The 26,714-nt window shown below is 62.0% G+C and carries 27 protein-coding genes and 2 pseudogenes; 13 read left to right on the top strand and 16 right to left on the bottom strand.

Annotated elements, in window-relative coordinates; all coding sequences use genetic code 11:
• Nucleotides 1–13: 13 nt before the first annotated feature.
• The 4 genes and pseudogenes from C4J93_RS15430 to C4J93_RS15415 all read left to right on the top strand — a co-directional run bounded on the left by C4J93_RS15430 (nt 14) and on the right by C4J93_RS15415 (nt 3,138).
• On the top strand, nt 14–880 hold the full coding sequence (locus tag C4J93_RS15430) for a pirin family protein (protein ID WP_124429829.1): 867 nt from the start codon (nt 14–16) through the stop codon (nt 878–880).
• Between the two features lie 66 nt (nt 881–946).
• Nucleotides 947–1,042, top strand: a pseudogene (locus C4J93_RS27750) (N-acetyltransferase); the annotation flags it as partial.
• Nucleotides 1,043–1,161: 119 nt separating this feature from the next.
• Entirely contained in the window at nt 1,162–2,607 is a 1,446-nt protein-coding gene (locus tag C4J93_RS15420; protein WP_124429828.1) for a mechanosensitive ion channel family protein, read from the top strand.
• Nucleotides 2,608–2,700: 93 nt separating this feature from the next.
• A complete protein-coding gene (locus tag C4J93_RS15415) occupies nt 2,701–3,138 on the top strand; it encodes a carboxymuconolactone decarboxylase family protein (RefSeq protein ID WP_124371005.1) in 438 nt (145 codons plus the stop codon).
• A 3-nt stretch (nt 3,139–3,141) separates the two neighbouring features.
• Here the strand turns inward: C4J93_RS15415 and C4J93_RS15410 are convergent, their stop codons facing one another.
• Complete coding sequence (locus C4J93_RS15410; protein WP_124429827.1) at nt 3,142–5,304, bottom strand: TonB-dependent siderophore receptor; 2,163 nt, start codon at nt 5,302–5,304, stop codon at nt 3,142–3,144.
• 192 nt (nt 5,305–5,496) lie between these two features.
• Complete coding sequence (locus tag C4J93_RS15405; protein WP_124429826.1) at nt 5,497–6,390, bottom strand: LysR substrate-binding domain-containing protein; 894 nt, start codon at nt 6,388–6,390, stop codon at nt 5,497–5,499.
• Between the two features lie 112 nt (nt 6,391–6,502).
• On the opposite strand from C4J93_RS15405, the gene C4J93_RS15400 reads away from it, so the two are divergent.
• The 3 genes from C4J93_RS15400 to C4J93_RS15390 are packed head-to-tail and all read left to right on the top strand — an operon-like array spanning nt 6,503 to nt 8,765.
• The gene (locus C4J93_RS15400) at nt 6,503–7,507 is read left to right on the top strand and encodes an aldo/keto reductase (RefSeq protein WP_124429825.1); all 1,005 of its coding nucleotides are present in this window, start codon (nt 6,503–6,505) and stop codon (nt 7,505–7,507) included.
• Nucleotides 7,508–7,524: 17 nt separating this feature from the next.
• A complete protein-coding gene (locus tag C4J93_RS15395) occupies nt 7,525–8,322 on the top strand; it encodes an SDR family NAD(P)-dependent oxidoreductase (RefSeq protein ID WP_124429824.1) in 798 nt (265 codons plus the stop codon).
• 26 nt (nt 8,323–8,348) lie between these two features.
• Nucleotides 8,349–8,765 (top strand): SRPBCC family protein, encoded by a 417-nt coding sequence (locus C4J93_RS15390; RefSeq protein ID WP_124429823.1) that lies wholly within the window; start codon nt 8,349–8,351, stop codon nt 8,763–8,765.
• A gap of 128 nt (nt 8,766–8,893) precedes the next feature.
• Here C4J93_RS15390 and C4J93_RS15385 read toward each other — a convergent pair.
• Nucleotides 8,894–9,373, bottom strand: a pseudogene (locus C4J93_RS15385) (AAA family ATPase); the annotation flags it as partial.
• 66 nt (nt 9,374–9,439) lie between these two features.
• Between C4J93_RS15385 and dapF the strand changes: the two are divergent.
• Complete coding sequence (dapF, locus tag C4J93_RS15380) at nt 9,440–10,255, top strand: diaminopimelate epimerase (protein ID WP_124429822.1); 816 nt, start codon at nt 9,440–9,442, stop codon at nt 10,253–10,255.
• Here the strand turns inward: dapF and C4J93_RS15375 are convergent.
• Together C4J93_RS15375 and C4J93_RS15370 are read right to left on the bottom strand one after the other, a co-directional pair.
• Nucleotides 10,215–11,405: an ATP-binding protein gene (locus tag C4J93_RS15375; protein WP_372238145.1), complete on the bottom strand. Its 1,191-nt coding sequence runs from the start codon at nt 11,403–11,405 to the stop codon at nt 10,215–10,217. The two genes, dapF and C4J93_RS15375, sit on opposite strands and share 41 nt — an antisense overlap.
• Nucleotides 11,365–12,180: an alpha/beta fold hydrolase gene (locus C4J93_RS15370; RefSeq protein ID WP_124429821.1), complete on the bottom strand. Its 816-nt coding sequence runs from the start codon at nt 12,178–12,180 to the stop codon at nt 11,365–11,367. The genes C4J93_RS15375 and C4J93_RS15370 overlap by 41 nt, the downstream gene beginning before the upstream one ends.
• 131 nt (nt 12,181–12,311) lie before the next feature.
• Between C4J93_RS15370 and C4J93_RS15365 the strand changes: the two genes are divergently transcribed.
• Entirely contained in the window at nt 12,312–13,517 is a 1,206-nt protein-coding gene (locus tag C4J93_RS15365) for a YgcG family protein (RefSeq protein WP_124429820.1), read from the top strand.
• Nucleotides 13,518–13,713: 196 nt separating this feature from the next.
• Here the strand turns inward: C4J93_RS15365 and C4J93_RS15360 are convergent, their stop codons facing one another.
• Nucleotides 13,714–15,129 (bottom strand): cytosine permease, encoded by a 1,416-nt coding sequence (locus C4J93_RS15360; protein WP_124363198.1) that lies wholly within the window; start codon nt 15,127–15,129, stop codon nt 13,714–13,716.
• A 250-nt stretch (nt 15,130–15,379) separates the two neighbouring features.
• On the opposite strand from C4J93_RS15360, the gene C4J93_RS15355 reads away from it, so the two are divergent.
• Complete coding sequence (locus C4J93_RS15355) at nt 15,380–16,291, top strand: LysR substrate-binding domain-containing protein (protein ID WP_124363197.1); 912 nt, start codon at nt 15,380–15,382, stop codon at nt 16,289–16,291.
• Between the two features lie 118 nt (nt 16,292–16,409).
• On the opposite strand, the gene argE is transcribed toward C4J93_RS15355, so the two are convergent.
• From argE to C4J93_RS15330, 5 genes are all read right to left on the bottom strand, one after another.
• Entirely contained in the window at nt 16,410–17,555 is a 1,146-nt protein-coding gene (gene argE / locus C4J93_RS15350) for an acetylornithine deacetylase (RefSeq protein WP_124429819.1), read from the bottom strand.
• Entirely contained in the window at nt 17,552–18,229 is a 678-nt protein-coding gene (locus C4J93_RS15345) for a DUF1028 domain-containing protein (protein ID WP_124429818.1), read from the bottom strand. The genes argE and C4J93_RS15345 overlap by 4 nt, the downstream gene beginning before the upstream one ends.
• Before the next feature lie 11 nt (nt 18,230–18,240).
• A complete protein-coding gene (locus tag C4J93_RS15340) occupies nt 18,241–18,651 on the bottom strand; it encodes a RidA family protein (protein WP_124404468.1) in 411 nt (136 codons plus the stop codon).
• Between the two features lie 22 nt (nt 18,652–18,673).
• The gene (locus tag C4J93_RS15335; RefSeq protein ID WP_124429817.1) at nt 18,674–19,963 is read right to left on the bottom strand and encodes an NAD(P)/FAD-dependent oxidoreductase; all 1,290 of its coding nucleotides are present in this window, start codon (nt 19,961–19,963) and stop codon (nt 18,674–18,676) included.
• A 121-nt stretch (nt 19,964–20,084) separates the two neighbouring features.
• Nucleotides 20,085–20,687, bottom strand: a complete 603-nt coding sequence (locus C4J93_RS15330; protein WP_124370989.1) for a response regulator transcription factor — start codon at nt 20,685–20,687, stop codon at nt 20,085–20,087.
• An 84-nt stretch (nt 20,688–20,771) separates the two neighbouring features.
• Here C4J93_RS15330 and C4J93_RS15325 point away from each other — a divergent pair, with 84 nt between their 5' ends.
• Nucleotides 20,772–22,385, top strand: coding sequence for a hybrid sensor histidine kinase/response regulator (locus C4J93_RS15325; RefSeq protein ID WP_124429816.1), 1,614 nt, complete (start codon nt 20,772–20,774; stop codon nt 22,383–22,385).
• Here the strand turns inward: C4J93_RS15325 and C4J93_RS15320 are convergent.
• Entirely contained in the window at nt 22,375–22,710 is a 336-nt protein-coding gene (locus C4J93_RS15320; RefSeq protein ID WP_124367328.1) for a hypothetical protein, read from the bottom strand. The two genes, C4J93_RS15325 and C4J93_RS15320, sit on opposite strands and share 11 nt — an antisense overlap.
• 175 nt (nt 22,711–22,885) lie before the next feature.
• On the opposite strand from C4J93_RS15320, the gene C4J93_RS15315 reads away from it, so the two are divergent.
• Nucleotides 22,886–23,398: a GNAT family N-acetyltransferase gene (locus C4J93_RS15315; RefSeq protein WP_124429815.1), complete on the top strand. Its 513-nt coding sequence runs from the start codon at nt 22,886–22,888 to the stop codon at nt 23,396–23,398.
• A 105-nt stretch (nt 23,399–23,503) separates the two neighbouring features.
• A complete protein-coding gene (locus tag C4J93_RS15310) occupies nt 23,504–23,956 on the top strand; it encodes a DUF488 family protein (RefSeq protein ID WP_124370986.1) in 453 nt (150 codons plus the stop codon).
• Here C4J93_RS15310 and C4J93_RS15305 read toward each other — a convergent pair.
• The 4 genes from C4J93_RS15305 to C4J93_RS15290 form a co-directional block, all read right to left on the bottom strand.
• Complete coding sequence (locus C4J93_RS15305) at nt 23,935–24,756, bottom strand: hypothetical protein (protein WP_124429814.1); 822 nt, start codon at nt 24,754–24,756, stop codon at nt 23,935–23,937. The genes C4J93_RS15310 and C4J93_RS15305 overlap by 22 nt on opposite strands.
• Before the next feature lie 92 nt (nt 24,757–24,848).
• Nucleotides 24,849–25,337, bottom strand: a complete 489-nt coding sequence (locus tag C4J93_RS15300; RefSeq protein ID WP_124370984.1) for an HIT family protein — start codon at nt 25,335–25,337, stop codon at nt 24,849–24,851.
• 242 nt (nt 25,338–25,579) lie between these two features.
• Nucleotides 25,580–26,062 (bottom strand): copper chaperone PCu(A)C, encoded by a 483-nt coding sequence (locus tag C4J93_RS15295; RefSeq protein ID WP_124363192.1) that lies wholly within the window; start codon nt 26,060–26,062, stop codon nt 25,580–25,582.
• Nucleotides 26,062–26,670 carry an SCO family protein gene (locus tag C4J93_RS15290; protein ID WP_124370982.1) on the bottom strand — a complete coding sequence of 203 codons (609 nt, stop codon included), beginning with the start codon at nt 26,668–26,670 and terminating at the stop codon, nt 26,062–26,064. The genes C4J93_RS15295 and C4J93_RS15290 overlap by 1 nt, the downstream gene beginning before the upstream one ends.
• Between the last annotated feature and the right edge of the window lie 44 nt (nt 26,671–26,714).

The following is a 26,714-nucleotide window of genomic DNA, read 5'->3' as shown; positions in this document are numbered from 1 at the left end:
TTGGAGGTACACCATGAAAAAACTGATCGGTATCTACACCAGCCCCCGCGCCCATTGGGTCGGCGACGGCTTTCCGGTGCGCACCCTGTTTTCCTACGACACCTTGGGCAAACACATCAGCCCATTTCTGCTGCTGGACCACGCCGGCCCGGCCGATTTCACGCCTACCGAAACCCGTCGCGGCGTCGGCCAGCACCCCCATCGCGGCTTTGAAACAGTGACCATCGTCTATGACGGCGAAGTCGAGCACCGCGACTCCACCGGTGCCGGCGGCAAAATCGGCCCGGGTGACGTGCAATGGATGACAGCCGCCAAAGGCATTCTCCATGAAGAGTTCCACTCCGAAGCCTTTGCGCGCGCAGGCGGGGCGTTGGAGATGGTGCAACTGTGGGTCAACCTGCCCGCCAAGGACAAAATGGCCGATGCCGGTTACCAGACCATCGTCGATGGCGACATTCCGGTGTTGGGGCTGCCGGGCGACGCGGGGCAACTGCGCTTGATCGCCGGTGAGTTCGCCGGCACTCAGGGGCCTGCGCGTACCTTCACGCCGATTGACCTGTGGGACTTGCGCTTGAAGGCCGGCAAGGCCGTTACGCTGGACCTGCACGCCGGGCGTAACACCGCGCTGGTGATCTTGAGTGGAACGGTGTTGATCAACGGCGAGGAAGTCGCGCGTCAAGGGCAACTGGCGTTGTTCGAGCGCGACGGTGACCGGCTCACCCTGGAGTCCAATGACGACGCCAAGGTGCTGTTGCTCAGCGGTGAGCCGATCGACGAGCCCATCGTCGGTCACGGTCCGTTCGTGATGAACACCGAGCAGGAAATCCACCAGGCCTTTGCCGACTTCCAGTCGGGCAAGTTCGGGCGGATGCAGGCCTGAAAGCCCGTGGGAGGGGGGCTTGCCCTAATGCAAGTCAGTTAAGAAGTAGCAGGAGCGAGAACTAACTTGTGGCGAGGGAGCTTGCTCCCGCTGGGGCGCGAAGCGGCCCCAAACAATGGGACTGCTGCGCAGTCCAGCGGGAGCAAGCTCCCTCGCCACAGGTTCGGTGTCGCCTTGACTGACTGGCATCAGGGCTTGCTCCCTCCCACATTTTTTTCTGCGCTATACCCGCCATCGCCATTTCATGCGATCTTCTCGGCATTCGCCCTGGAGTCGCCTGGATGCCCTCATTTATCGCTGATCACCCGATGTTGTGCGCCGTGGCGCTGATCCTTATCGACATTGCCGTGTGGCGTCTGATCTCGCCCACGCTCGCCAACTGGAAACTCGCGGCGCGGCTGGTGATCTTCGCGGTGTTCAGCGCGGTGTTGTTCAACGACGGCATGAACCCCATGCAAGCGGCGCCCTACGCCGATGACACCACCTTGCACCTGGCGGCCACCGCGTTGCAGATCGGCTGGTGGCTGTTCGCCGCGCGTACCCTCACGGTATTGCTCGGCGCGGTGATGATGCAGCGGGTCGGCCATACCGGACGGTTGTTGCAGGACCTGATGGGCGCCGTGATTTTCCTGATCGCGATCATCGCCGCCATGGCTTACGTGCTCGACCTGCCGGTCAAGGGCGTGCTCGCCACCTCGGGCGCCGTGGCGATCATCGTCGGCCTGGCGCTGCAAAGCACCCTGAGCGACGTGTTTTCCGGGATCGTCCTCAACACCACCAAGCCTTACCAGATCGACGACTGGATCTCCATCGACGGCACCGAAGGCCGCGTCACCGATATCGATTGGCGTGCCACGCGGTTGCAGACGTCCCAGGGCAGCCTGGCGGTCATCCCCAATTCCTTGGCGGCCAAGGCCAAGATCATCAACTTCTCGCGCCCGGCAGACATGTTCGGCCTGGCGGTCAGCCTGCAAGTGAGCCCCCATGCGCGCCCACAAACGGTGATCGAGGCCCTCGAGCGGGCGATGCAGGGCTGCCGGGCGCTGTTGGCCAAGCCGGCGCCCAGTGTGGCGTTCAAGGTGTCGGCTAGTGGCGGCGTTGAGTACGAAATCAGCGGCTTTGTGCCGGCCATGGGCCTCAAGCGCGAAGTGCGCAACCAGCTTTACGACCTGGCGTTCCGGCACTTGCAGGCGGCGGGCGTGGGCCTGTTGTCTGCCACCGAAGGCAGCACGCCCGCCACGGTTTCCGGTGCGCGGGCCTTGCTTGAGCGTTCGTCGATCTTTTCCACGCTGCGCCAGGAGGAAAAAGACACCTTCAGCCAGAACATGACCCTGCACACCTACCGCGCCGGCGACATGATCCTGCCGGCGGGGGAGGTCAGCGACCATTTGTTCATCATTGAATCCGGCGTGGTTTCGGTGATGTTGCTCAAGGGTGGCCATAAGTTCGAAGCCGGGCGCATGGGGCCGGGGGAGGTGATTGGCGAGTCCGGCATCCTGTCCGACCAGGCCACCCTGGCGGACTTCACCGCCAAGACCTATTGCACCCTGTACCGCATCGAAAACGAATACCTCAAGCCTTGCCTGGATGCGCGGCATGACATCGGCGAAGCCATGAAGGCGCTGTTGGATTTCCGCGTGCATGCCGCCCAGGCGCTGACCGAGGACGCGCCGATGGTGCCGGTGAAGAAGGGTTTCCTGCAGTGGTTGAAGAACCGTGGCCTGTAGATTGGTCACCTGTTCTTCGCCCGGATTGGCTATTTCTCCAGAACGCCCAGGTGACTAACCTGCTCACCAATCCCACCGTTCTGGAGTTCCACCATGCAAACCCGTACCGATTTCTACACCGCTTCCCCCGACGCCATGAAAGCCATGCTTGCCCTCGAGGCGGCGGTCGGCAAACTGTCCATCGAACTGCCGCTGCTGGAACTGGTGCGCCTGCGCGTCTCGCAGATCAACGGCTGCGCATTCTGCCTCGACATGCACACTGCCGATGCACGCAAGGGCGGCGAAACCGAGCGCCGCCTGTACACGCTGTCGGCCTGGCGTGAAACCCCATTCTTTACCCCGCGTGAACGCGCCGCCCTGGCCTGGGCCGAAAGCCTGACCCTGCTCAGCCAGACCCACGCCCCGGACGCAGACTTCAACACACTGGCCGCTGAGTTCAGCCCGCAGGAACAGGTTGACCTGAGCGTGGCGATCGCCACCATCAACAGCTGGAATCGCCTGGCTGTGGGCTTTCGCAAGATGCCCAAGTAAACCTTAGAAATTCACCGAAGCACTCAGGCGCGCCGTCAGCGGCGCGCCCTGGAACAGGTAGTCATCGCCCATGTATTCGCCCGCGTCGCGCCAGTAGCGTTTGTCGAACAGGTTGTCGACGCTCAGGCGAAACACCGTTTCATAGCCATCGACCCGGGTGGTATAGCGGCTGCCGATATTGACCACCGCGTAATCCCCCACCTCCACAGTGCCGGTGCGGTTGGCGTACTTTTTGGCGCTGTATTGCACACCACCAAGCACCGCCAGGCCATTGACCCACGGCAGCGCATAGTCGGCATATACACTGGCGCGCAGTTTGGGCACGTTGATCGCCTGGTGCTCTTCGTATGCCGGCGTGCCGCTGCCGTTCACCCGCGCCCGGATCGCCGCGACGCTGGTGGAAACCTGCAGGCGCTCGGTGGCCCAGCCGTTGGCCGACAGTTCGATCCCGGTGTTTTTCTGCTCGCCTTGTTGCACGTAGGTGAACCCGACGTCTGCGGGCTTCGCGTACTGATAGGCCTGGCGTGTCTGGAACACAGCGGCGGCGAAGCTGATGCGGCGCCAGTCGTATTTCACCCCGGCTTCGATCTGCCGCGAGGTGGTGGGCGCCAGGGTTTCATCGGCGTTGTCCGCAAACCAAGGCGCGGTGCCGCCCAGGGACAGCCCTTTGCTATAGCTGGTGTACAGCGAGATGTTTTCAATCGGTTTGTAGATCAACGAAGCCTGCGGCAGGAACACATATTGTTGGGTGTGGCGGGCCTTATTGCCGGTGACGCCGTCGAAGGCTGTTTCGTCCAGGCGTACTTCGCGGCCGCCGAGGATGGTTTGCCATTGCTCGTTGAAGCGAATGCGGTCGGTGACGAACAGGCCGTATTGGCGGCTGTCGAGGTTGCGGTGGCTGTCGTTCAACGGTTTGTCAGTCGGCGGGAAGCTCGGCGCATCTGCGTCGATATTGGCGGTGCCAATGAGCTCATTGACCGACTTGCGCTTGTCGATCACCCGGCGAAACGCGCTGGTGCCGAAGGTCAGCTCATGGGCCAGGCCTGCGGTGTCGAACTGGCCGGTCATGGCGGCCTGGACTTCGTCGTCACGCCGCGTGTCGTCAGGGCTGCGGTAGTCGTAGACGTCGTAATTGCCCTCGGGGCTGAAGTAGTTCGGCACGCTTGCCGAGCTGCAGCTGGCCGAGCCGTAGCAGCCCCACGCAAATGAGCTGTAATCGTCAATCACCACCTTGCTGCGCGCCGCGCTGATGTTGCCTTTCCACTGATCACTGAAACGATATTCGAATTTGCCGTTGAGGTTCAGTGAGTCGATGCCCACCTGCTTGCCCCCGGTCTGATGCCCCAGCAGCTTTTTCGGTGAAGCGTCGTGAGGCACTTCAGTGCCGCCCAACAATTGATATCCCGGTACCGAGCGCTGCTGTTTGTTCTGGTATTCGGCATCCAGTTGCAGCACGGCATCCGGGCTGATATTCCAGTCGAAGGCCAGGGACACAAAATCGCGCTGGCCGTTGGCATGCTCCACGTACGAATTCAGATCCTCGTGGGCGACGTTGGCGCGCAGGCCGAACTGCTGCTCACTGCCGAACCAGCCGCCGACATCGGTGGCCACATAACCGCTGCCGCGATCATCGCTGGACACCGTCACCGAACGCACGTCCTCAGGGCGCTTGGTCACGTAGTTGATCACCCCGCTGGGCTCGGAAATTCCGCTTTGCAACCCGGCCAGGCCCTTGAGCACTTCCACCTGTTGCTTGTTTTCCAGGGCGACGTTCTGCTCGCCGGTGATGGTGCGCCCATTGATCTTGTAACTGCTCGCCGCATTCAGCGAGAAGCCGCGCACCACGAAGTTTTCGTAGTAGCCGATCGGCGCGTAGCTGTCGCCCACCGAGGCGTCATTGCGCAGCACCTCACTGAGCAGGCGGGCCTGCTGGTCCTTGATCAGCGCGGCGTTGATCACGCTGATCGAGGCGGGCGTATCGAGCAGGGGCGCCTCATCGAAGCCACCGACCGCGGCGGTTTGCGTGCGATAGCCGGACTCATCCTGGCCCTGGATCTGCACCGCCGGCAGCTCAACCTGCGCCGCCAGGCTGTGACCGATGCCTCCACTGAACAACAGGCCAAGGGCGAAACGTGAAGTGACGACGGGACGAAAACGCAAAACCATGGGGCAAGGCCTTAAAGCGCTGGGCGGGGGGGCGCATAAGCTAGGGGGAAGTGCGGGACTTTACAAGATGCCAGTATGGACTCGGTCAAACTGTGGGAGGGGGCTTGCTCCCGATTGCGGTATATCAGCCATAGATGAGCTGACTGACCCACCGCTATCGGGAGCAAGCCCCCTCCCACAGTTTGGATTGCGTCAGCCTTGGGGTTCGGTCAGCACTTTGCGAAACGTCTCCACCAACGGCCGCAGGTTGATCCGGTGCCAGGCCGCCCACAGCGGGGTGGTGTAGTTCAGCCAGGGCAGTTCGCGCAACACCACGCCTGGCGGTGCGTTGCGGCTCAGGCCTTTTTGGACCATGGCCACGCCCAGTCCGGAGGCCACCAGGCCCAGTGCGGTGAAGGGCTCGCTGGCTTCCATGGGAATCTGTGGGGTGAAACCGGCACGGATGCACGCGGCGACAAAGTCGTCAGCCGGGCTGGCGCCAGGTTTGCGCTGCACGCCGATCCACTGTTGGTCGGCCAGGTGCTCGGGCAGCAGCTCGTGTTGCTGCGTCAGCGGGTGATGTTCGGGCAAGGCCAGCAGCATGGGTTCATCGAGCACCTGGCGGGCAGTCAGGTCCGGATCGTCGGCCGCTGGTGGTTCGCCCACCAGGGCAATGTCCAGGCTGCGCTGGCGTAGGCCTTCCAACTGTTCAAGGGAGGGCAGGTTATACAGCTTGATATGCACGTTAGGCCGGTCATCGCGCAGCACGCGCAGGGCATTGGGCAGGACGCCTGCGTGCATGGCGTTCTCGATATAGCCGATGCACAAACCGCCTTCTTCACCCCGGCCCAGGCGCTTGCCCAGGGACTCCAGCCGGTTGGCGTGGGTCAGCAGCGCCTTGGTTTCGGCGAGGAAGGTCTGGCCGTCGCGGGTCAGGCGGATACGTTGCTGGCTGCGTTCGAACAGCGTCAGGCCCAGGCGCTCTTCAAGCTGGGCGATCTGCCGGCTCAAGGGTGACTGGGAGATGTGCAGGCGCTCGGCGGCACGGCCGACGTGTTGTTCTTCAGCGACCACTTCAAAGTAGCGCAGTTGGCGTAGATCAATCATATAAGACCTATCGGGACTCAAGTTGGTCGTAGTATGTCTTGGACGGTCCGATCCAGGCAATCTAGGATCTGCTCAACGGTCATCGCGACCCTGAACCGATTGAGGAACCACCATGAGCTTGAAAGACAAACTGCCCGGCGTACTGGGCTTTGGCACCGCACCGCTGGGCAATATGTTCCGCGCGATTCCCGAAGACGAAGCCCAGGCCACCGTCGAGGCCGCCTGGAATCACGGCGTGCGTTATTTCGATACCGCGCCGTTCTACGGTTCGGGGTTGTCGGAAATTCGCCTGGGCCAGGCCTTGTCCCACTACAACCGCGACGACTATGTGCTCAGCACCAAGGTCGGCCGGGTGATTCTCGACGAGGTCGAAGAAAGCGCCCGTGACCTGGGCGAGAAAAGCGGTGTGTTCGAGCACGGCCGTCCGAACAAAATGCTCAATGACTACAGCGCCGACGCCACCTTGCGCTCGATTGAAGACAGCCTTGAGCGCCTGCGCACCGACCGCCTGGACATCGTGTGGATTCACGACATTGCCCAGGATTTCTACGGCGATCAGTGGCTGGAGTACTTCAACCAGGCGCGTACCGGCGCGTTCAAGGTGCTGACGCGCTTGCGCGAAGAAGGCGTAATCAAGGCCTGGGGCCTGGGTGTGAACCGCGTCGAGCCGTGCGAGCTGACGCTGGACCTGGCCGAAGCCCAACCCGACGGCTTTCTGCTGGCCGGTCGCTACACCCTGCTCGACCACGACCGTGCCTTGCAGCGCCTGATGGACGCGGCCCTCGCACAGCACGTTGAGATCGTGGTCGGTGGCCCCTACAGCTCCGGCATCCTTGCCGGCGGTGCGCACTTTGAATACCAGCAGGCCAGCCCGGCGATCATCGGCAAAGTCGAGCAGATCAAGGCGATTGCCCAAGCGTTTGGCGTCAGCGTCAAGGCCGCTGCGCTACAGTTTTCCCTGGCTCACCCGGCCGTGGCCGCGGTGATTCCCGGTGCCAGTCGTCCGGGGCGTATTGCCGAAGACTTCGCGGCGTTGTCAGAGCAGATTCCAGCAGCCTTCTGGCAGGCGTTGCGCGATGCGCAGTTGATCTCGCTTCGCGCGCCTCTGCCGCTTTAACTTCAGGAGTTCCAACCATGAAAATCGATGTGAGCGGCAAAGTAGCCATCGTCAGCGGCAGCACGGCCGGGATCGGCCTGGGCATCAGTCAGGCCCTGGCGCAATCCGGTGCCACCGTGGTGGTGATCGGGCGTGACAGCGGCAAAGTCGACGCGGCACTGGCGAGCATCCGCCAGGCGGTGCCAGGCGCCGAACTGCGCGGGTGCGTGGCCGACCTGGGCACGGTCGAAGGCGCCGAGACACTGTTCGCCGCCGAACCCCGCGCGGATATCCTGGTCAACAACCTGGGCATCTTCAATGATGTGGATTTCTTCGAAGCGCCGGACAGTGAATGGACGCGCTTCTATGAAGTCAACGTGATCTCCGGCGTGCGCCTGGCGCGGCATTACGTACCGGGCATGGTCGAGCAGGGCTGGGGGCGGGTGATCTTTGTGTCGTCTGAATCCGGCGTGGCGACCCCGGCAGACATGATCAATTATGGCGTGACCAAAAGCGCCAATCTGGCGGTGTCCCATGGCCTGGCCAAGCGCCTGGCAGGTACCGGTGTGACGGTCAACGCGATCCTGCCGGGGCCGACGTTCACCGATGGCCTTGAGCACATGCTCAAGGACGCCACGCAGCAATCCGGGCGCACCGCGCGGGAAGAGGCCGATGTGTTCGTGCGCAACGCGCGGCCGACTTCGATCATCCAGCGCGCGGCGAATGTGGATGAAGTGGCCAACCTGGTGGCGTACATTGCTTCACCGCTGTCGTCTGCCACTACCGGCGCCGCGTTGCGGGTCGACGGTGGGGTTGTCGACAGCATGGCGATCTGATTTTTTAACGGTCTGGAGTATTTATTGTGGCAACAGCGTCTTCTGTGATCGAAATCCCTGCGTCGGCTGACCAGGTCTGGAAACTCATCGGTGGCTTCAACAGCCTGCCTGACTGGCTGCCCTTCATCGCCAAAAGCGAGCCGAGCGACGGTGGCCGCGTGCGTCACCTGCATACTGCCGATGGCGGCCAGATTGTCGAGCGGTTGCAGACCTTCGACAACGTGGCGCGCACCTACAGCTACACCATTGAGCAGTCGCCGTTTCCGGTGAGTGCCTACTTGTCGACCGTGCAGGTCGAAGCGCTGACCGAATCGTCTGCCAAAGTAACCTGGTCCGGCGTGTTCACGCCGGCTGAGGGTACCACGGATGCAGCGGTGGAGGAGCTGTTTGCCGGCGTGTACAGCGATGGCCTGGAGGCTTTGCGCGCCAACTTCCCCGACTGACAGGGCTCGTTCCCACGCTCCCGCGTGGGAATGCCTCCTGGGACGCTCCGCGTCCCCTTGCGCAGGTGACGCAGAGCGTCACGGGCTGCATGCCCACGCGGAGCGTGGGGACGATCAAGCAGTGCGTGGGCCGACGCGATGGCCTGTGCGGGTGTGAGCCGCGCCGTATCGAGCAGGAACGGCGGCTCATCCCAGGCTTCGTATTCATGTACCAGCACCGACTGCCAAGTCGGCGGCAGCAACCCTGGAATATCGCTTTCACGGCTCTCGACCCTGCGCCGATGCTCCTGCTGATCAGAACAAATCACCTGAATATCGACCAGCTCAACGCCCGCCGCCCGCGCCACGCCTCGCCAGGCCTCGCGGCTCTCCCTCACCGGGTTCACACAGTCAGCGATCACTCGTTGCCCCAGGCGCACATTACTCAGTGCCAACGCATTCGCCACGCCATAACCGCTGGCACCCACATCGCCCGCCAGCGCGCCAGCCTCCCGCAGTGCTTGTTCGATCACGTCGATGCGCAGGTAAACCGCACCCATCTGCCGGGCCAGCTCCCGGGCAATCGTGGTCTTGCCGGTGCCGGGCAGGCCGCTGAATACGATAAGCATGGTCCATCTCCTCGCTGCTACGGGGGTGTTAGAGTGGGGCTGTTTCGTTCGACTACAGGACCGTTCATGACCTTGCCCTTCGTCAAGATGCACGCCCACGGCGACGACTTCATCATCATCGACCGCCGTGGCCAGGATAACCCTATCACGGCGCAGATCGCCCGACGCCTGGGCGACCGGCACACCGGCATCGGTTTCAATCAACTCGCGGTCATGCTCGACTGTGACGACGCCGCTGCCCGCATTCAGTTCTGGAACTGCGACGGCACGCGGCTGCAAACCTGTGGCAGCGCCACACGAGGCGTGGCCGACCGCTTGATGCATGAGGCCGGCACCCATGCCGTGGTGCTGCGGACCGACCGTGGATTGCTCACCTGCGTACGCGTGGACGGGCAGCGGGTGTCGGTGGACATGGGCGAACCCTCGTTGGCGTGGGAGGCGGTGCCGCTGGCGCGGGCGATGGACACCCGCGTGCTGCCCATCGACGGCGAGCCGGCCGCCTGCGGCATGGGCAATCCGCACTGTACGTTCTTCGTGGAAGACATCGCTGCGGTGGATGTCGAAGCGCTGGGCCCGGTCCTGGAATATCACCCGCTGTTCCCGGCCAGGACCAATGTGCATTTCGTGCAGGTGCTCGAGCGTAACCGTATCCGCCTGCGAATCTGGGAACGTGGCGGCGGCGTGCCGCTGGGTTCCGGATCATGTTGCTGCGCGGCGGTGGTCAATGGCGTTCGACGTGGGCTGCTGGATGACAAAGTGGAGGTCGAATGCGATGGCGGAACCCTGACGGTGCAATGGGACGGGCAGGGTGGGGTGGTGTTGACGGGCAGCGTCGAGCCGATCATGCAGGGTGCGGCGTACCTGCCTGGAACGTCACGCTGAACGTGGTGCCGCGCGTCGCGCAGGAGTTCACCGCCACATCGCCGCCATGCACCCTGGCCAGTTCGCGCACGATGTACAGGCCCAAACCCACGCTGCGCACATCGCTGCCCTGGTGGGTGCCTCGGGTCATGGGTTCGAACAGCCCGGCCAGCAACGCTTGGGGAATCGCCGCGCCGTAGTTGTGCACCGCAACCTCACCGCCCCTGGCGCCCAGGCGCGAGGTGACGGTGATCGGCTGGTGCAGGTCACCATAGGCCACGCTGTTGGCGACGAGGTTGCCGACCATCTGCTGCACACGGTCGGCATCCAGGCACGCGTCGCCATGGCCCTCGGCCCGATGCACCAGCGTGGCCCTGGGGAAGGCTACGCGCAGTTCGTCCACGGCGTGATGAATCACCCTGTGCAAGTCCAGTGGCTGCGCCCTGATAGTGATGCCCTGGCCGACTCGGGCCTGGGTGAAGTCCAGCAGGTCGGCGATCATACGTTGGGCGCGTTCGGACGATTGGCCGATATGCCCGAGCAACTGGTGTTCCTTGGGTGTGCGTTCGCCGCGGCGAAGAAAGTCCGACGCCATGCGGATCGCGGCGAGGGGGTTTTTCAAGTCGTGGCTGACAATCGCCACCATCTGCTCGGCGAACAACGCACGTTGCTGGGCAATGGCATAGGCTTGGCTCAATTCGGCCTGGGCCTGGTGCAGTGCCTGTTCGGCGGCGGTTTTTTCCTGAAGCAGCGCTTCGGCCAGCTTGCGTGCGTTGAGCAGCTCGCGCTCGTACTTGTCGCGGTCGGTGGTGCCGAACAGCGCCAGGTCATACACCACGTCCTCGGCCTGCTGGCGTTGGCTGGCATTGAGCAGCACGGTGACCTTGTGCCCGTCACGATGGCGAATGTCGAGCTTCACCTCGTTGACGCTGCCATGCATGCGCAGCATCGGCGCCAGGTGGGTCTGGTAGAAAATCCGCCCGCCCATGGTCAGCAGGTCTTGAAAACGTTGGCCGAGCAGCTGGGCCGCGCTGAGCCCGAGCCACTCACCCAAGCGCTGGTTGGCGTGCAGAATCGTGCCGTCTTGCTGGGTCACCGCCAGGGCGCAGGCGGCGTTGTCGAACAGCGACTCAGCCGGCACTGACGCTGGCCCACGGCGCCAGGAACTCATCCATCGCCGCCGCGCATGCCTGGGGCGCACTCATGTGCGGGCAATGGCCGATGTTGTCTACCAGGTGATAGGTGCTGTTGGGCAGCACAGCGTGCAGGTATTCGCCGACGGCCACGGGGGCGATCAAGTCGTCGCTCGACTGCAGGATCAATACCGGCGTGGTCAGGCCGATCACATCGTCGCGGTTGTCCGAGAGAAAGGTCACCCGGGCAAATTGCTTGGCGATGTCGGGTTCGGTGCGGCAGAAACTCTCGGTCAGTGCGGTGCTCAGCTCGGGTTGCCCAGGGGCACCCATGATCACTGGGGCCATGCTGCTGGACCAGCCGAGGTAGTTGCTGTCGAGGGTGTCGAGCAGGTCTTCGATGTCGTCGCGCTTGAAACCGCCGACATAGCCGTCGGCGTCGATATAGCGCGGCGATGGGCCAATCATCACGTGCGCCGCGACCCGCCCCGGCGCGAGACGGTCAGCGAGGGTGCCGATCATGGCGCTGACCGAGTGCCCCACCAGAATCACCGGGCCTTCGGCGTAGGCGTCGATCAACTCGTCGAGGTCGTGGGCGTAACCTTCCAGGGTGCCGTACTTGGCTTTGTCGAAGGCGCCAAGGTCCGACAGGCCGGCGCCGACCAAGTCATACAGCACAACACGAAAGCGTTCGAGAAAATGCGGTGCCAGGTAATTCCACATCGCCTGGTTGCAGCCGAAGCCGTGGGAAAACACCAGGGTCGCCGCGCCGCGGCCCATCACATTAACGTTGTTGCGGTGACGTAGGTCCATGGCGTTCTCGTAGAGGGCTTGTTGCTATACAACGTGGCGGCAGTTTAGAGAGTCGCAGGGCCTGGGTCACGCGTTTGCGCGTAGATAAGGTACAGTCGGCGCCTTCAGGAAGAAACTTCAGGTAACAGTAGATGATGGTGATTCTGCGGCAATCCGTCTTGAGCGTGCTGGTCCTGATGTTTGCCAGTTTGTTGATGACCGCCCAAGCCGACACATCGCCCATTGGCGTTGCGCTCGATCAACGGGTCATAGACCTGACCAATACCCTCGACTCGGGCAGCGTCCTGCGCCTCAAGCAGCAACTGGCCGACCTTGAGCAGCGCAAGGGCGCACAGGTTGCCGTATTGCTGGTGCCCAGCACCGGCGACACCGGCATCGAAGACTACGCCAACCAACTGTTCCGCGCCTGGAAGCTGGGGCGCAAGGACGTCGATGACGGCATCCTGCTGGTGGTGGCCAAGGAGGACCGTACGGTGCGCATTGAAGTGGGCTATGGCCTGGAAGGTACGGTCACCGACCTGCTAGCCCATCGCATCATCGAAGAGCGCATCACCCCGGCATTTCGCCAGGGCGACTTTGCCGGCGGCGTTCAACAGGGTGTGGACGCCCTGACCGTGCTGGTGGACGGCGGCGACCTGCCCAAAGTGGCCGGGCCTGGGATCAATCCACAAATCATCGCGGTACTGGCGGCGTTTGTGCTGGGCGGCCTCATTGGGGTGCTGCTCGCCGCCGGCAAGGTGCATTGGCGCAAGGCCTTGATCGTCGCCGTGGCGGCCACGTTATTGCTGGCGCTGCTGGGCGGTGGTCGGGAATGGCCGATGTTTCTGTTTGTAATACCGCTGACCCTGTTGATTGGCGGCGCCACCTTCGGCGCGTTGTGGCAGCTACGGCCGCTGTTTTACGGCGTGGTCGGGCTGCTGGTCTACAGCGCCGCGTTGGGGGTGGCGGATCGGTATGTGAACGTCAGTTTTATCCATTGGCTGGCGTGGCCGCTCGCTGTGTTGGTGGTGCTGGGGTTGTATCTGCTGCTGTTGATGATCATGAGGCACACCTGGAGGACCAGCCGCACAGGCTTTGTCGTGCGGCTGCTGGCGGCGGTCGCGGTCTATGGGGTGGCCGGGTGGATGCTGGATGACGGTCGCGACGGTTGGCTGCTGGCGTTTCCTATCGCTTCGTTCGTGGCGCTGATTATTTTCGGCAAGGTCGGCGAGGGATCGGGGTCTGGCGGTGGGTCGGGTTCGAGTTCCAGCGGTTCAAGTTCCAGTTCCAATTCCAGTAGCAGCTCGTCCGGTGGTGGTGGTTCCAGTGGCGGCGGTGGGGCGTCGGGGAGTTGGTAGCCTACGCCGCTGAGATGGCGGTCAGGTCTGCCTGATGTATGAAGATTCAATGTGGGAGGGGGCTTGCTCCCGATAGCGGTAGGTCATTCACTCCACCAGTGACTGATCCGCCGCTATCGGGAGCAAGCCCCCTCCCACAGTTTTTGATCGAGTTCGACATACGGGCCTTAGCCAGGGGCGCAACCAGGCGTTCGTATCAGACCCCAGCCGCCAACTTGCCCCCCTCCATCCGGCGCTTATACGCACTGTCCCGACTCGCCAACCAGAAGTACAACGGCGACGTCACCACCAACCCCACTACCCAGGACAGATCCGCGCCGTTGATGTGTTCGGAAATCGGCCCGACGTACAGCGGCGTGTTCATGAACGGAATCTGCACCGCGATCCCCACCGCATACGCCAGCAGCGCCTGTGGGTTGTACTTGCCGTAGATCCCGCCATCCACGCGAAAGATCGAGGCGATGTCATATTGGCCTTTGTGGATCGCGTAGAAGTCGATCAGGTTGATCGCCGTCCACGGCACCAGGACCACCAGCAGCACCAGCACCATGTCGACGAAGTGGCCGATGAAGTCCTTGGAGGCGAATACTGCCGCAATCGCGCAGGCGGCCAGCACCACCACCGAGATCACCGCGCGGCTTTTCGCCGTGGGGATCCAGCGGTAGGCGAAGGTCTGCACCAGGGTGATGATCGACAACACCGCGCCGTAAAGGTTGAGGGCGTTGTGGCTGATCACGCTGAGCAGGAACAGCACCAGCATCAGCGGGCCGATGGCGCCGGTGGCGAGTTTGACGGCGTCCATGGTGTCCATGCCCACGGGGGTGGCGAGCACGGCGACGGCGCCGAAGATGAAGGCCAGGCTAGACCCGAGCGCGGAGCCCAGGTAGGTGGTCCAGAAGGTGGACGCGACGGGCACATCGGCCGGCAGGTAGCGGGAATAATCCGAAACGTACGGCGCAAAGGCGATCTGCCACAGCGCGGCGAGGGAAACGGTGGCCAGCCAACCGGAAATGTTGAAGCTGCCGCGGGTCAGGAAGTCCGTGGTCTGCACATGGGTGAAGATGTAGCCGAAGCCCAGCACGATGCCGGCGCCGAGTACCCAGGTGCCGATGCGGTTGAGCACATGAATGAAGCGATAACCGATGATGCCGATGATGCCCGAACCAATGGCGCCGATCACGATGCCAACGGGCACCGGTACCGCATCGACCACGCCATGCAGGGATTTGCCGGCCAGCACGATGTTGGAAGCGAAGAAGCCGATATACATCACGCCGGCAATCACCACCACCAGCAGCGCGCCGAGGGAGCCGAACTGGGCACGGCTCTGGATCATTTGCGGAATGCCCATTTGCGGGCCCTGGGCCGAGTGCAGTGCCATCAACACACCGCCGACCAGATGGCCGACCAGGATGGCGACGATGCCCCATACCAGGTTGAGGTGGAACAACTGCACCCCCAATGCGCCGGTGACGATCGGCAGCGGCGCGATGTTGCCGCCGAACCACAGGGTGAACAGGTCTCTTACCTTTCCATGGCGGTCTTCCGGGGGCACGTATCCAATCGTGTGTTTTTCGATAAGCGGGGCGGAGGATGTTGCAGTGGTAACCATGACGAGCTCCAAGGCAAGGTGAGTACGTGGACGTACTTCGCTGTGCGCAGCAACGGCGGCGCTTTGTTGTTGGAGTGATCATCTGCAATGGGCACGGGGAGGTAAATTAGTAAGTTTGTTGCTATAGACCTTAAAAAAAGTATCTCGCGGCGGTTTTTGCTCCGGTATGTTGCATGGGCTTGAATCGATGAAAAAAGCCGGTTTTTCTTGCACGTTTTTGGGGCGAAAACCCCCGTTTTCGGAGGCCCCGATGGCTGCCTACAACCTGCGCCAACTCAGATATTTCGTCACCACCGCCGAATGCGGCAGCGTCGCCGAGGCGTCGCGCAAGCTGTATATCGCCCAGCCGTCGGTGTCCACCGCCATCAAGCAGTTGGAAGACAGTTTTGGTGTGCAGTTGTTTATCCGCCATCACGCCCAGGGTGTGTCGCTGACCCCCAGCGGCGCGCGGTTTTATCGCAAGGCGCTGGAGCTGCTGCGGGTGGCCCATGAGTTCGAACAGAACGCCTTGGCCGACAATGATGTGGTGGCCGGGCAGATCGATATCGGCTGCTTTGAAACCGTGGCGCCGTTGTACCTGCCGCGCCTGATCGCCGGGTTCAAGACACGCTGGCCGGGGGTGGAAATCCGCCTGCGTGACGGCGAGCAGCAGGAGCTGGTGCAGGCGCTGACGGCGGGCACCATCGATGTGGCGATGCTGTTCGAGCACGACCTGGGCGGCGCCATCGAAACCACGCCCTTGATGCCGCCGCAGCAGCCATACGCGTTGCTGCCGGCCGATCACCGTTTTGCACGCCAGGCCAAGGTGTCGTTGGTCGACCTGGTGCTGGAGCCGATGATTCTGCTGGATGTGCTGCCGAGCCGGACCTACTTCGTGAGCATCTTTGACGAGCGTGGGTTGACGCCGAATATCGTGTTCAGCTCGCCGTCGATCGAGATGGTGCGAGGCATGGTGGGGCGCGGGTTCGGGTTTTCGATCCTGGTGACCAAGCCGTTCAGCGAGTACACCTATGATGGGCAGAAGGTGGTGTGTATCCCGCTGGCGGAAACCGTCACTGGCTCGGGGTTGTCGGCGGTGTGGCTCAAGCGCGCGCCGCTGACCAAGCCGGTGCAGTTGTTCGTCGATTACTGCCGTGAAGAGCTGGCGCGATTGCTCGGCTGACCACAGAACAAAATGTGGGAGGGGGCTTGCCCCCGATTACTGTGGGTCAGCTACAGATGAGTTGACTGATACACCGCAATCGGGGGCAAGCCCCCCCCACATTTGATGTGTGGTGTATTCAGATGCGTAGCGAGTCCAGCATCCGCCTCAGCATTGCGTCGCAGCCGCTGAGCTGCTCCACGCTCACAAACTCATCCGGCTTGTGCCCCTGGTCCATGCTGCCAGGCCCGCACACCACGGTGGGTATGCCCACCGCATCAAACAGTCCACCCTCAGTGCCAAACGCCACGGTGCCAAACGCACTGGAGCCGCAAAACGACGCAATCAATTGCGCGGCCTGGCTGTGCTCATCGGTGACCAAACCCGGGTAAGCCGACAACTCGGTGAACCGAATCGAACTCTGCTTGCTCACGGCCTGCATGCGCGGCAGTACTTGCTGCATGGCGTAGGTGTGCAGTTCGTGCGCCACTTCACCGGGATCCGTCGAGGGCAGGGCGCGTACTTCGAAATCAAACCGGCAGTCGGCGGGCACGATATTCAGGGCCTTGCCGCCGCTGATCACGCCGGTTTGCACGGTGCTGAACGGCGGATCGAAGCGAGGGTCCTGGTGCGCACGCAAGCGTTGGCCAATGCGCCCCAGTTCGCCGATCAACTCGGCGGCATGCTCGATCGCATTCACCCCGGACGGTGCATACGCCGAATGACAGGCCTCGCCATGCACATCGCAGCGCATCGCCAACTTGCTCTTGTGGCCCAGCACGGGTTTGAGCTCAGTCGGCTCGCCAATAATGCACAGCATCGGCTTCACCGGACGTTGCGCCAACACGTCGAGCAGCGAGCGTACCCCGAGGCAGCCGACTTCTTCGTCATACGACAGGGCGATGTGTACCGGCAGGCGCAACCGCGCCTTGACCAACTCCGGCACCAACGCGAGCACGCAGGCGATATAGCCTTTCATGTCGGCGGTGCCACGCCCGTACAGCTTGCCGTCACGCTCGGTCAGTTGAAACGGCGGCAGCGTCCAGGGCTGTCCATCCACCGGCACCACATCAGTATGCCCCGACAACACGATGCCGGGTAATTCCATCGGGCCGATGCTGGCGAACAGGTTAGCCTTGCTGCGCGACGCGTTGTAGATCAGATCGCTGGACATGCCGAACCCCTCCAGGTAGTCGCGCACGAACTCGATCACCTGCAGATTGGACTCGCGGCTGGTGGTATCGAACCCCACCAGCGTCTGCAACAACTCGCGGCTGCGACTCATCGCTCGTCTCCGGCCACGCCATAGCCTGGGGAGCGATCCGGGGCGAGGGCGCGGTCGATGTAGTCCTGCACTTGTGGACGGTAGGCGTCCCACAGTGTTTGCAATTGACTGATGGGGGCTTCAGCGGCCCAGTCCACGCGCAGGTTGATGATCGGCCAGGTCAGCTCACCCACCACCACCAGCGCGGCGGAATGCACCGGGCCGGCTTCGCCACCGGCGCCAATGGCGGCATGCATTGCCGCGAGCAAACGGTCCGCCAACTGGCCTTCGCCGTGTTCGAAGGCGTTGACCATCGCCTCGATCACCCCTCGGTCAGCGAGCATATTCCCCGCCGCCACGCATTGCTCTCCCGACACGGCATTGTGGGTGCCGAGGGTTTCGCTGCCGCTGAAATGCACGCTGCGGCCCAAGTGATCGATTGCGGTCAACTGGCGGTATTGGCTGTAGCCGTTGCGCGTCAGGGCTGTGTCGACGGCATCCGCCGGCGTGAGGCCTTGCTCCAGGCAGTCGAGCACTTCCGGGCCAAGGGCCGGCAGCGTGATGTTCTGGGTGGCGACCGCACCTACACCCGGCCGCAGCCATGGGCAACGCGCGCCCACGGCGATGCTCGAGGAGCTGATGGCGATGCCCAGCTGGCCGGTCTCCGCGCAGCGACCCACGATTGAAAAGGTCATGGCTAGTCTCCTTACTCTGGAATAACCGCGATCACATCGATTTCCATCAGCCACTGCGGCTGGCCCAGCGCTGAAACCACCAGCCCGGTGGAGATCGGGAACACGCCCTTGAGCCACTTGCCGACTTCCTGATACACCGGTTCGCGGTAGCGCGGGTCGATCAGGTAGGTGGTGGTCTTGACGATATGCGACAGATCGGAGCCCGCTTCCTCAAGCAGTTGCTTGACGTTGCGCATGGCTTGTTCGGCCTGGGCACGCGGGTCGCCCAGGCCGATCAGGTTGCCGTCGAAATCGGTACCCACCTGGCCGCGCACATACACGGTATTACCGGCACGTACGGCTTGGCACAGGTCGTTGTCCAGGCTTTGGTTGGGGTAGGTTTCCTGGGTGTTGAACATGCGGATGCGAGTATGAGTAGGCATCAAAAAAACTCCGGCAAAGGGATCAGGCGCTGACAGGGGAGGGGCGAGCCACCGGGGCGGCTTCGCGGTACTCAAGGTATTGAAGCTGGATGGCGATATGGTCGGCCACGTACTTGGCGTCGTGCCATACGCCCCAGATAAACGACGAGCCACGGCGCGACTGCCACGGCAACCCCAGGAAATAAATCCCGGCTTCGCTGGCTACGCCGCGCTGGTGCCGGGGCTTGCCGGCTGCGTCGAATGCGTCGACCTTGAGCCAGCTGTAGTCCACGGCAAACCCGGTGGCCCAGATGATCGAAGTGATGCCGGATTGGGCAAGGTCTAGTTCCAGGATCGGATGCTTGATGCAGTCGGCATCCGGGAATACGCGGCGGGCGTCGGGCTCAAGCGGCAGGTCGAGGCCGTTGCGCTCGATGTAGGCATCGGCCGCATCCAGCAGGGCCAGGTAGTTCTCATCGCCACGGGCCAGATTCTCTACCAGGTTCGGTTGGAACGTGGCGACGCTGCCGTTAAACGCTTGAGTGAGGCCGACCAGGGTCATGCCTTGCTGGGCCAGTTCCCGAAAGTCGATGGTCTTGCCGCCGTGGGCGCCGCTCACCGCGATGGTCACGTGCTCGCGGCCGGGTTTCATCGCGGCCTGGTCCCACTCGCCCAGCACCCCCAGCCACCAGCAGAAATCCCGGTTGCGATAAGCGCGAGGCGGACGGTCATGGGCGCCGACCGACAGGTACACCTGACGACCGGAACGTTGCAGTTCATCGGCAATTTGTACGCCGGAAGAGCCCGCACCCACCACCAGCACGGCGCCCGCCGGCAGTTGCGCCGGGTTGCGATAATCGGCGGAATGCAGCTGATGCAGCGCGGTATCTGTCGGCGCAATCGCCGGAATCACCGGCTTCTGAAACGGCCCGGTGGCGGCCACCACACGGTTGGCTTCGATCACGCCTTGGCTGGTGTGTACGGTAAAGCCTGGACGGCCTTCATTGCGCACCACCGACGTCACCTCCACGCCCGTACGAATCGGCGCATTGAACTTGCGCGCATAGGCTTCAAAGTAATCCGCCACGCGCTCCTTCGGCGCAAAGCCATCGGGGGCCACATCATCGAATTCCAGGCCGGGAAAACGGTCATGCCAGGCCGGCCCGTTGGCCACCAGTGAATCCCAGCGCCCGGTGCGCCAGCGCTCGGCGATACGACTGCGCTCCAGCACCAGGTGCGGCACGCCGTGCTTGCTCAAATGCTCGCTCATGGCCACGCCGGCCTGGCCGGCGCCGACCACCAGGGTGTCGGTTTTTGTTATTGCTTGAGTCATGTGTCTGTCCTTGCGTCATGCAGTTGGATTCAACGTGGGCATGGCTTCAAGGCTAGGGGGAGGGTGGTTTTTAATAAAATATTATTAAGCTTGGGAGTGAGCATAAATATCGGATGCAGCGTCAGAGTTCGCCGTAATACTTTACCGCCGCCGCGGCCCGCGACGGCACCTTCAAACTGCGCAGCAACGACGACACATGAATGCGCACGGTAAACGGCGAGATCGCCAGGGCCTTGGCGATTTCCTTGTTGGTCTTGCCCTCGGCGATCAGGCGCAGCACTTCTCGCTGGCGGGCGGTAAGCGTGTGAATGTCGAGGGGCAACAGGCCCGAGGGGGCGAACTTGACCAAAACTTCACCTTCACGGATCGCCAACAGCGCCTGGCCGATCTCGTTGGGGGCGATGTTCTTGCCGATAAAACCGTCGACGCCCAGGTTCATCACCTGTTCGATCAGCGCCGGGTCATCCACCATCGACACGACCACCAGCGTAGTGCGCCGCAGTTGTCGGCGCAGGTCGGCGAGCTGGCTCATGCAAGTCAGCCCGGGGAAGCGCAGGTCGAGGATCAGTGTGTCGATGTCGTTGGGGTCAAGCAGTAATCCATGCACGTCATCCAGGGTGCCGGCTTCCTGTACCACGGCCTCGGGTAGCAGGCGCTGTACGGTACGCGCCATGCCTTCGCGAAACATCGGATGGTCGTCGGCGATGATGATCCGGCCGGTCATGATGGGCTCCTTCCTGGGGCATGGCTGTGCTGAGGCATGTTACTTTACCACCGCGCCCGCAAAGGGCATGTCAAGGATATGACTATGAGTCTTGAGACCAACTCCGAACTCGACCAGGCCAACCTGCGCATCATGGTGGCCGCGATCGCCATTGTGTATATCGGCGTGCTGGGTTTTTTGCCCGGGCATTCGCTGGACACCTATCTGCCGGTGATTCTGTACATTTTCGTGTTCCTGCTCGCGTCCATCGCTCTGCGCCAGGTGATTGCGCGCTGGCCCGGGCATTACCCGGCGCGGCGGATTTTCGGCATGCTGCATGATTACACTGGCACCTCATTCGGCCTGGTAGTGGGTGGTGAAGCGGCGTTGCCGCTGTATGCGGTGATGGTGTGGGTCAACTTGGGCAATGGCATGCGTTACGGCTCGCGTTACCTGGCGATTGCCACCGGGCTGGCGTTGCTGGCGCTGCTGGTGGTGTACCGGCTTACGCCGTGGTGGCAGGCGCAGCCGTTCATGGTGCTGATGCTGATGATCACCAGCACGGTGATCCCGGTCTACGCGCACATACTGCTGGAGCGCACGCGCAAGGCCTCCGAAGAAGCCATCGCCGCCAACCTGGAAAAGTCCCGCTTCCTGGCCCAGGCCAGTCATGACCTGCGTCAGCCGATCCACTCCATCGGCCTGTTCACCGCCTGCCTGCGCGAAGCCCGGCTGGGCGATGAAGAGCGGCGATTGGTGGACAATATCGACCGTTCGTTGCTCAACGTGTCGCAGCTGTTCCGCTCGATCCTTGACCTCTACACCCTCGATAACGGTCGGCTGCTGCCCAAGTACCAGGTGATCGATCTGGGGGAGTTCCTTGCTGACTTGGTGCGCCAGAACGCCGAAGCGGCGCGCTGGGCCGGGGTGCACTTGCAGTTGCGCCCGTGCGCGCACTGGGTGCAGGTGGATCCGGCGTTGTTGGCGACCATGGTGCAAAACGTGCTGTCCAATTGCTTCAAATACGGTGCGCAACGGCCGGTGTTGATCGGCGTGCGCAGGCGTGGCGGTGGCTTGGCGGTGGAGATTCATGACCGTGGGCGGGGAATTGCCGAGGAGCATCTGTCAAAGGTCTTCGAAGAATTTTATCGGGTGCGCCACGTGCGCGACAAAGACGTCGAAGGCGTGGGCCTGGGGCTGTCGATCGTCAAGCGCCTGGGACGCTTGATGGACCTGCAGGTAAGTCTGCGCTCGCGGGTGGGACATGGTACTTCGGTCAGCCTGTACGGCCTGACGCCAGTCTCCGCGCCACGTCAGCCGGCACCGCGCGATGAGGCGCGCCAGGCCGGGCTGCTGACGGGTTTGAAAGTCTGTCTGGTGGAAGATGACCACAACGTACTGCTCGCTACCCAGGCCTTGCTGGAGCGCTGGGGCTGCCAGGTGCAGGCAGAGTCATCAGGGCATGACCTGGTCAGCGACTGCGACATCATCGTCGCCGACTACGACCTGGGCAATCATGCTACCGGCATCGAATGCATCGACCATCTGCGCCGGCAACGCGGTTGGGCGGTGCCGGCGCTGATCCTCACCGGGCACGACGTGGAGAAAATCCAGGCCGCGTTGCACGATCGTCAGATCGCGATCCTGTCCAAACCGGTGCGACCTGCGCAATTGCGTGGCACCCTGCGTGAGCTCAGTCGGGAACAAATTACTGCATAAATGGGGTCAGCGCGTTGCCACGTGCCCCTTTGGGTTGGCAGAAAGCGGCAGGCTTTATCAGGCCAAAGCTGCCGACTGCATGCAGTGCGCCACCCACGCCGGTTGAGAGCACGCAGTTATAGTCACCGGACGCGGTGCTCGCGATGTAATAGGTTGTCATGGAGTCGCTGCGCACATTGGCAATACGCTTCACGGGTTCACCCAAGTTGGTCTCCGACAGCGTCTTGAGATGGTCTTCGGTGGGTTTGATATTGCTGCAACCGGCGACGCCGATGATCAGTGCGCCAAGCAGGGCGAGACGAGTAACGGGGGAATGGAGTTTCATGGTGCTTCTTCCTTGGGTTGTTATGGTTTTTCCAATGCGCAACGGCGCCTCACGCGCTGAATACGTGGTGTTGGTTGGGCGTTGGAAGTGGCGAGGAATATAGCGCTGGGGGAGGAGTGGGTCGATTAGCACAAATGGGCTAATGGCAGTTTGAATTCTGAAGAAGGGGAGCGCTGTGCTGGAGATAAAACGAGCCACACCAGAAGACGCTGACAGGGCGTTTGAGATTCGTCGCGAGGCCATTCGCAGTCAGTGCATTGGCGCCTACAGCGCTGAGCAAATGGCGCTCTGGACCCGAGGCCGCGCAAGCGACGGTTACAGCATCCTGATGGGAAAACTGTTCTACCTGGGGTGGGTGAACGGTGAAGCCGTCGTCACGGGCATGCTTGACCTGGCCAACAATGAACTCGGGGCGTTGTTCGTAAGGTCCGCATTCACCGGGCGCGGTTATGGCAAGGCGATGCTTGACCACCTGGAAGACGTTGCGCGGCAGCGGGCGGTTGCAGAGGTGGTGCTTGACTCGACGTTGAACGCGGTGAGCTTTTATAAAGCGTGCGGGTATGTGGGGCATGAGCAGACGGTGTATCGCTCTCCAGCGGGACTGGTGTTGGCGTGTGTGCCGATGGTGAAAAAGCTTGCGGCTGACTCCGGCGTAGCGGGCAGCGAAAGCGAGTGCTTTGTTACGTAATTGCCTCCCCGCCGGTCAGCCACAGAGCCTTGAAACCAGTGCCGGTGTTATAGTCCCGGCGCTTTTTACTGTTTGATTGCGCCGGGAGGCTCCAGGAGAATCCGCATGAATCTCTACACCGCTGGCTACGAAGGGCTGTCCATTGACGCGTTCATCGCACAGCTCAAACACGCCGGTATCGACAAGGTGCTTGATGTACGTGAATACCCGTTGTCGCGTAAAAAAGGTTTTTCTAAAAATGCTCTTGCCCAGTGCCTGGCTGTGCATGGAATTACCTATGAACACAGCCGGCCACTCGGGTGCCCGAAACCCATACGCAAGCAGTACAAGGAGGACGGCAATTGGTCGACCTATGCACGGGATTTTCGGGCTTACATCCGAACGCAGGGCGATGTATTGAATTCACTGATTTCCAATGCCGCCGTCCAACGAATTTGCATGGTCTGCTATGAAGCCGACGCAAATTTCTGCCATCGCAGCCTGATCGCCGAAGCAGCCCAGGAAGTAGCCGGCTCGCTGCAGACTCAGCATCTCGCTCAGAACAACGCTATCTGCTGATGCCCCGCATTGCCTCGCTTTGGCGGGTAGATCAAGCTGACGATAAGCCACTGGCCGGGAAAACGATGGATCGTGCCCATTAGAAACATCAGGTCCCTGGCGGGTAGATCGGTTTCCAGCTTGTGACGCAATGGAGCTTCCCATCCTGAAGCGCCATATTTGCGATGCACGTTTCTATAGAGCTGGCTGGCTTCCCAATCGACGATTTTGTGGGTATGAGATTTCAATACGCCATCAACCATGCATTCGTAGACGTAATGAAAGTCAAAAGGCACTTTTTCCAGGCGCTTTATGCCCGTGTGTTCCCATTCTTCAAACAGACTGTGTTGGCGTTGCATTGACTGCAGCTTTTCTATCTCGTCGAGTGTCCAGTCTGTGGAGGCTGACTTTCGGATGCGCAACGCGACAATCCGTGCAGGTTTGACCAGGCCTAGCGTGATGTTGTGATCGATCCTTGCCCGTTCCAGCGCGTCGAAGCTTTCATAAACCGTCAGCTTTTCCAGGAGCCGCCGCCGTTCGTGCCAGTCTCCAGCGGGCAAGATATTACCCACGCAGATACTGTCTACGCCGATCTTATGGCTTTCCGGCCTGCGGTCTGCCGGGCTTCGCTCAATATAGGCTTCGATCCATTGCCATTTGGCGAACCGTTGTTCACCGGTGATCAGGCGAAAAGGTACCGGATAAAGTCGGATGAGATTGCCGTGCTCGTCCATCCCTGCGACGCAGGACGTTTCGGCGTATTTCGCGCTGGGTGAAGGGTAGGTCTTACACAGAATCAGAATTCGAACCTTGCGTTTCATGCGGCCATATCCAAAGGTCTTTTCTGAACTGTATCCAACCGTTGGAAAGCTGCCAGGAAGACTTGTAACCTCGCGTGGATATTTACCGAACCCTATCGGCCCGCGAAATCAGTGCGCAATCGCTCAATCACCTGCTCCACCCCAGGCCCTTGAGTCAGCGGCGGTGTGAGGCTTTCGCCAAATTCACGCCATACAAACAGCGTCAGCTCAGCCCCATCGGTCAAGGTTTTGGCCTGTGCTTGCGAGCCGAAGCTGTGCAGCGTGCGATAGCGTTCGTCCTGCCAGAACGCTTGCTCTACCCAGTCATAGACGGGGATGAAATGAAAGTGCAGCGCAAATCCCGGCATATGCCCGTAGCGGCTGATGTAGAGCCACTTGGGCTGCAGCTGCGTTTCCATTATCCGTTGGGTTCGGGCAAGCAGACCGCCCAGTTCGGCCAGTGCGGCGTCGGGCATGTCAGCGAGGGAGGCAATTGGTGCCTTGGCGCCCAGCATCAGGTAGCCCGGCAGTTTTGAAGATTGATGATGGTTGAGCAGCCAGTGTTCGGTCTGGTGCAGGATGAAGGCGGGGTCGATTGGCATGGGCGCGCGTCCATGTGGCTGGAGCGGCAGGATAACAAGGATCCCGATAATGGGCGTGGTTTCGAATCTGTGGGAGCCTGACCATCTACGGCTATGTAACTGATACGCCGCAATCCAAATGTGGGAGGGGGCTTGCCCCGATGAGCAAGTATCAGTCACTGCATCTGTGACTGACCCACCGCCATCGAGGGCAAGTCGAATCGTCGCACCGCCCCTCCCACATTTCTGACCGGGTTCGAGCCTCAATGCATCTTGCTGTGGTCCATCTGGCTATGGTCCATCCCGTCAACACCCCGCGCAGCAGCCTTCACTTCAATGCTTTGCTCAGCGCCCTTGGCATCTTTTACCGTAAGGGTCAGCGGCACCTGGTCGCCTTCCTTGATCTGGCCGGTCAGGCCCATCAGCATGACATGGTAGCCATTCGGGTCGAGGGTTACGGCCTTGCCGGCGGGCAGGGCCACCGAGTCCACCGGGCCCATGCGCATTACGTCGTCCTTCATGCTCATTTCATGGATCTGCACGTCCTTGGCCACGGGCGACGCCACGCGCAGCAACTGGCTGTCGCTGTCGGCGGTGACGGTCATGAACGCGCCGCTGGAGGGCTGGCCCGGCACGGTGGCGCGGACCCAGGCGTCGGTCACTTGCACCTGGGCGCTGGCGTGGGCGGCGAGGCCGAGCAGGGTGAGGCCGAGGGTGAGACGCTTGAGGTGTTGAACGGCAGTCATTAGCAGACCTCCATGACGGTGAGCAGGTCTTCTGCGCACTCTTTAGCGGTAAGGGACGCCTGCAAGCCAAGGCGCAGGTTGCCACGGGTGTCGAATACGAAGCTGGTGGCGGTGTGGGACAGGGTGTAGGTGTCGCCGGCGGGGATCTTTTCATAAAAGATCCCGAATTCCTTGGCGGCCACGGCGATTTCCTGCGGGGTGCCGTAGAGGGCTTCGAAACTCGGATCGAAGGCCTTGACGTATTTGTCGAGAATCTCGGGGGTGTCGCGCTCGGGGTCCAGGGTGATGAACACCACCTGCATGATTTCACCGTCGCGGCCCATCAGCTTCTTGGCCTGGGCGGCGCGTGCCAGGGTGGTCGGGCAGACCGCCGGGCATTGGGTAAAGCCGAAGAACACCACGGGCATCAGGCCACGGTACGAGCTGAGGGTGACGGTTTCGCCGGCGGTATTCTTGAGCTTGAAGGTGCGCCCCATGATCTTGTCACTGAGGTCCTTGCCGTACTTGAAATTCAGCTTGGGGCTGTAGTCACAGCCGCCCAGCAGGCTGCCCAGGCCCAACAAGCCCATGCCGGTCAGCACTTTGCGGCGGGTGAATAACGTACTCATCAACTGTGCGTCCTGTGAAGCGCCTGAATGGCTGTGCAGCGGCC

The organism is Pseudomonas sp. R2-37-08W, from assembly GCF_003851705.1.
Taxonomy (GTDB): Bacteria; Pseudomonadota; Gammaproteobacteria; order Pseudomonadales; family Pseudomonadaceae; genus Aquipseudomonas.
The sequence above is the reverse complement of the archived record's forward strand: the minus strand, read 5'-3'. Positions and strand labels throughout refer to the sequence as shown.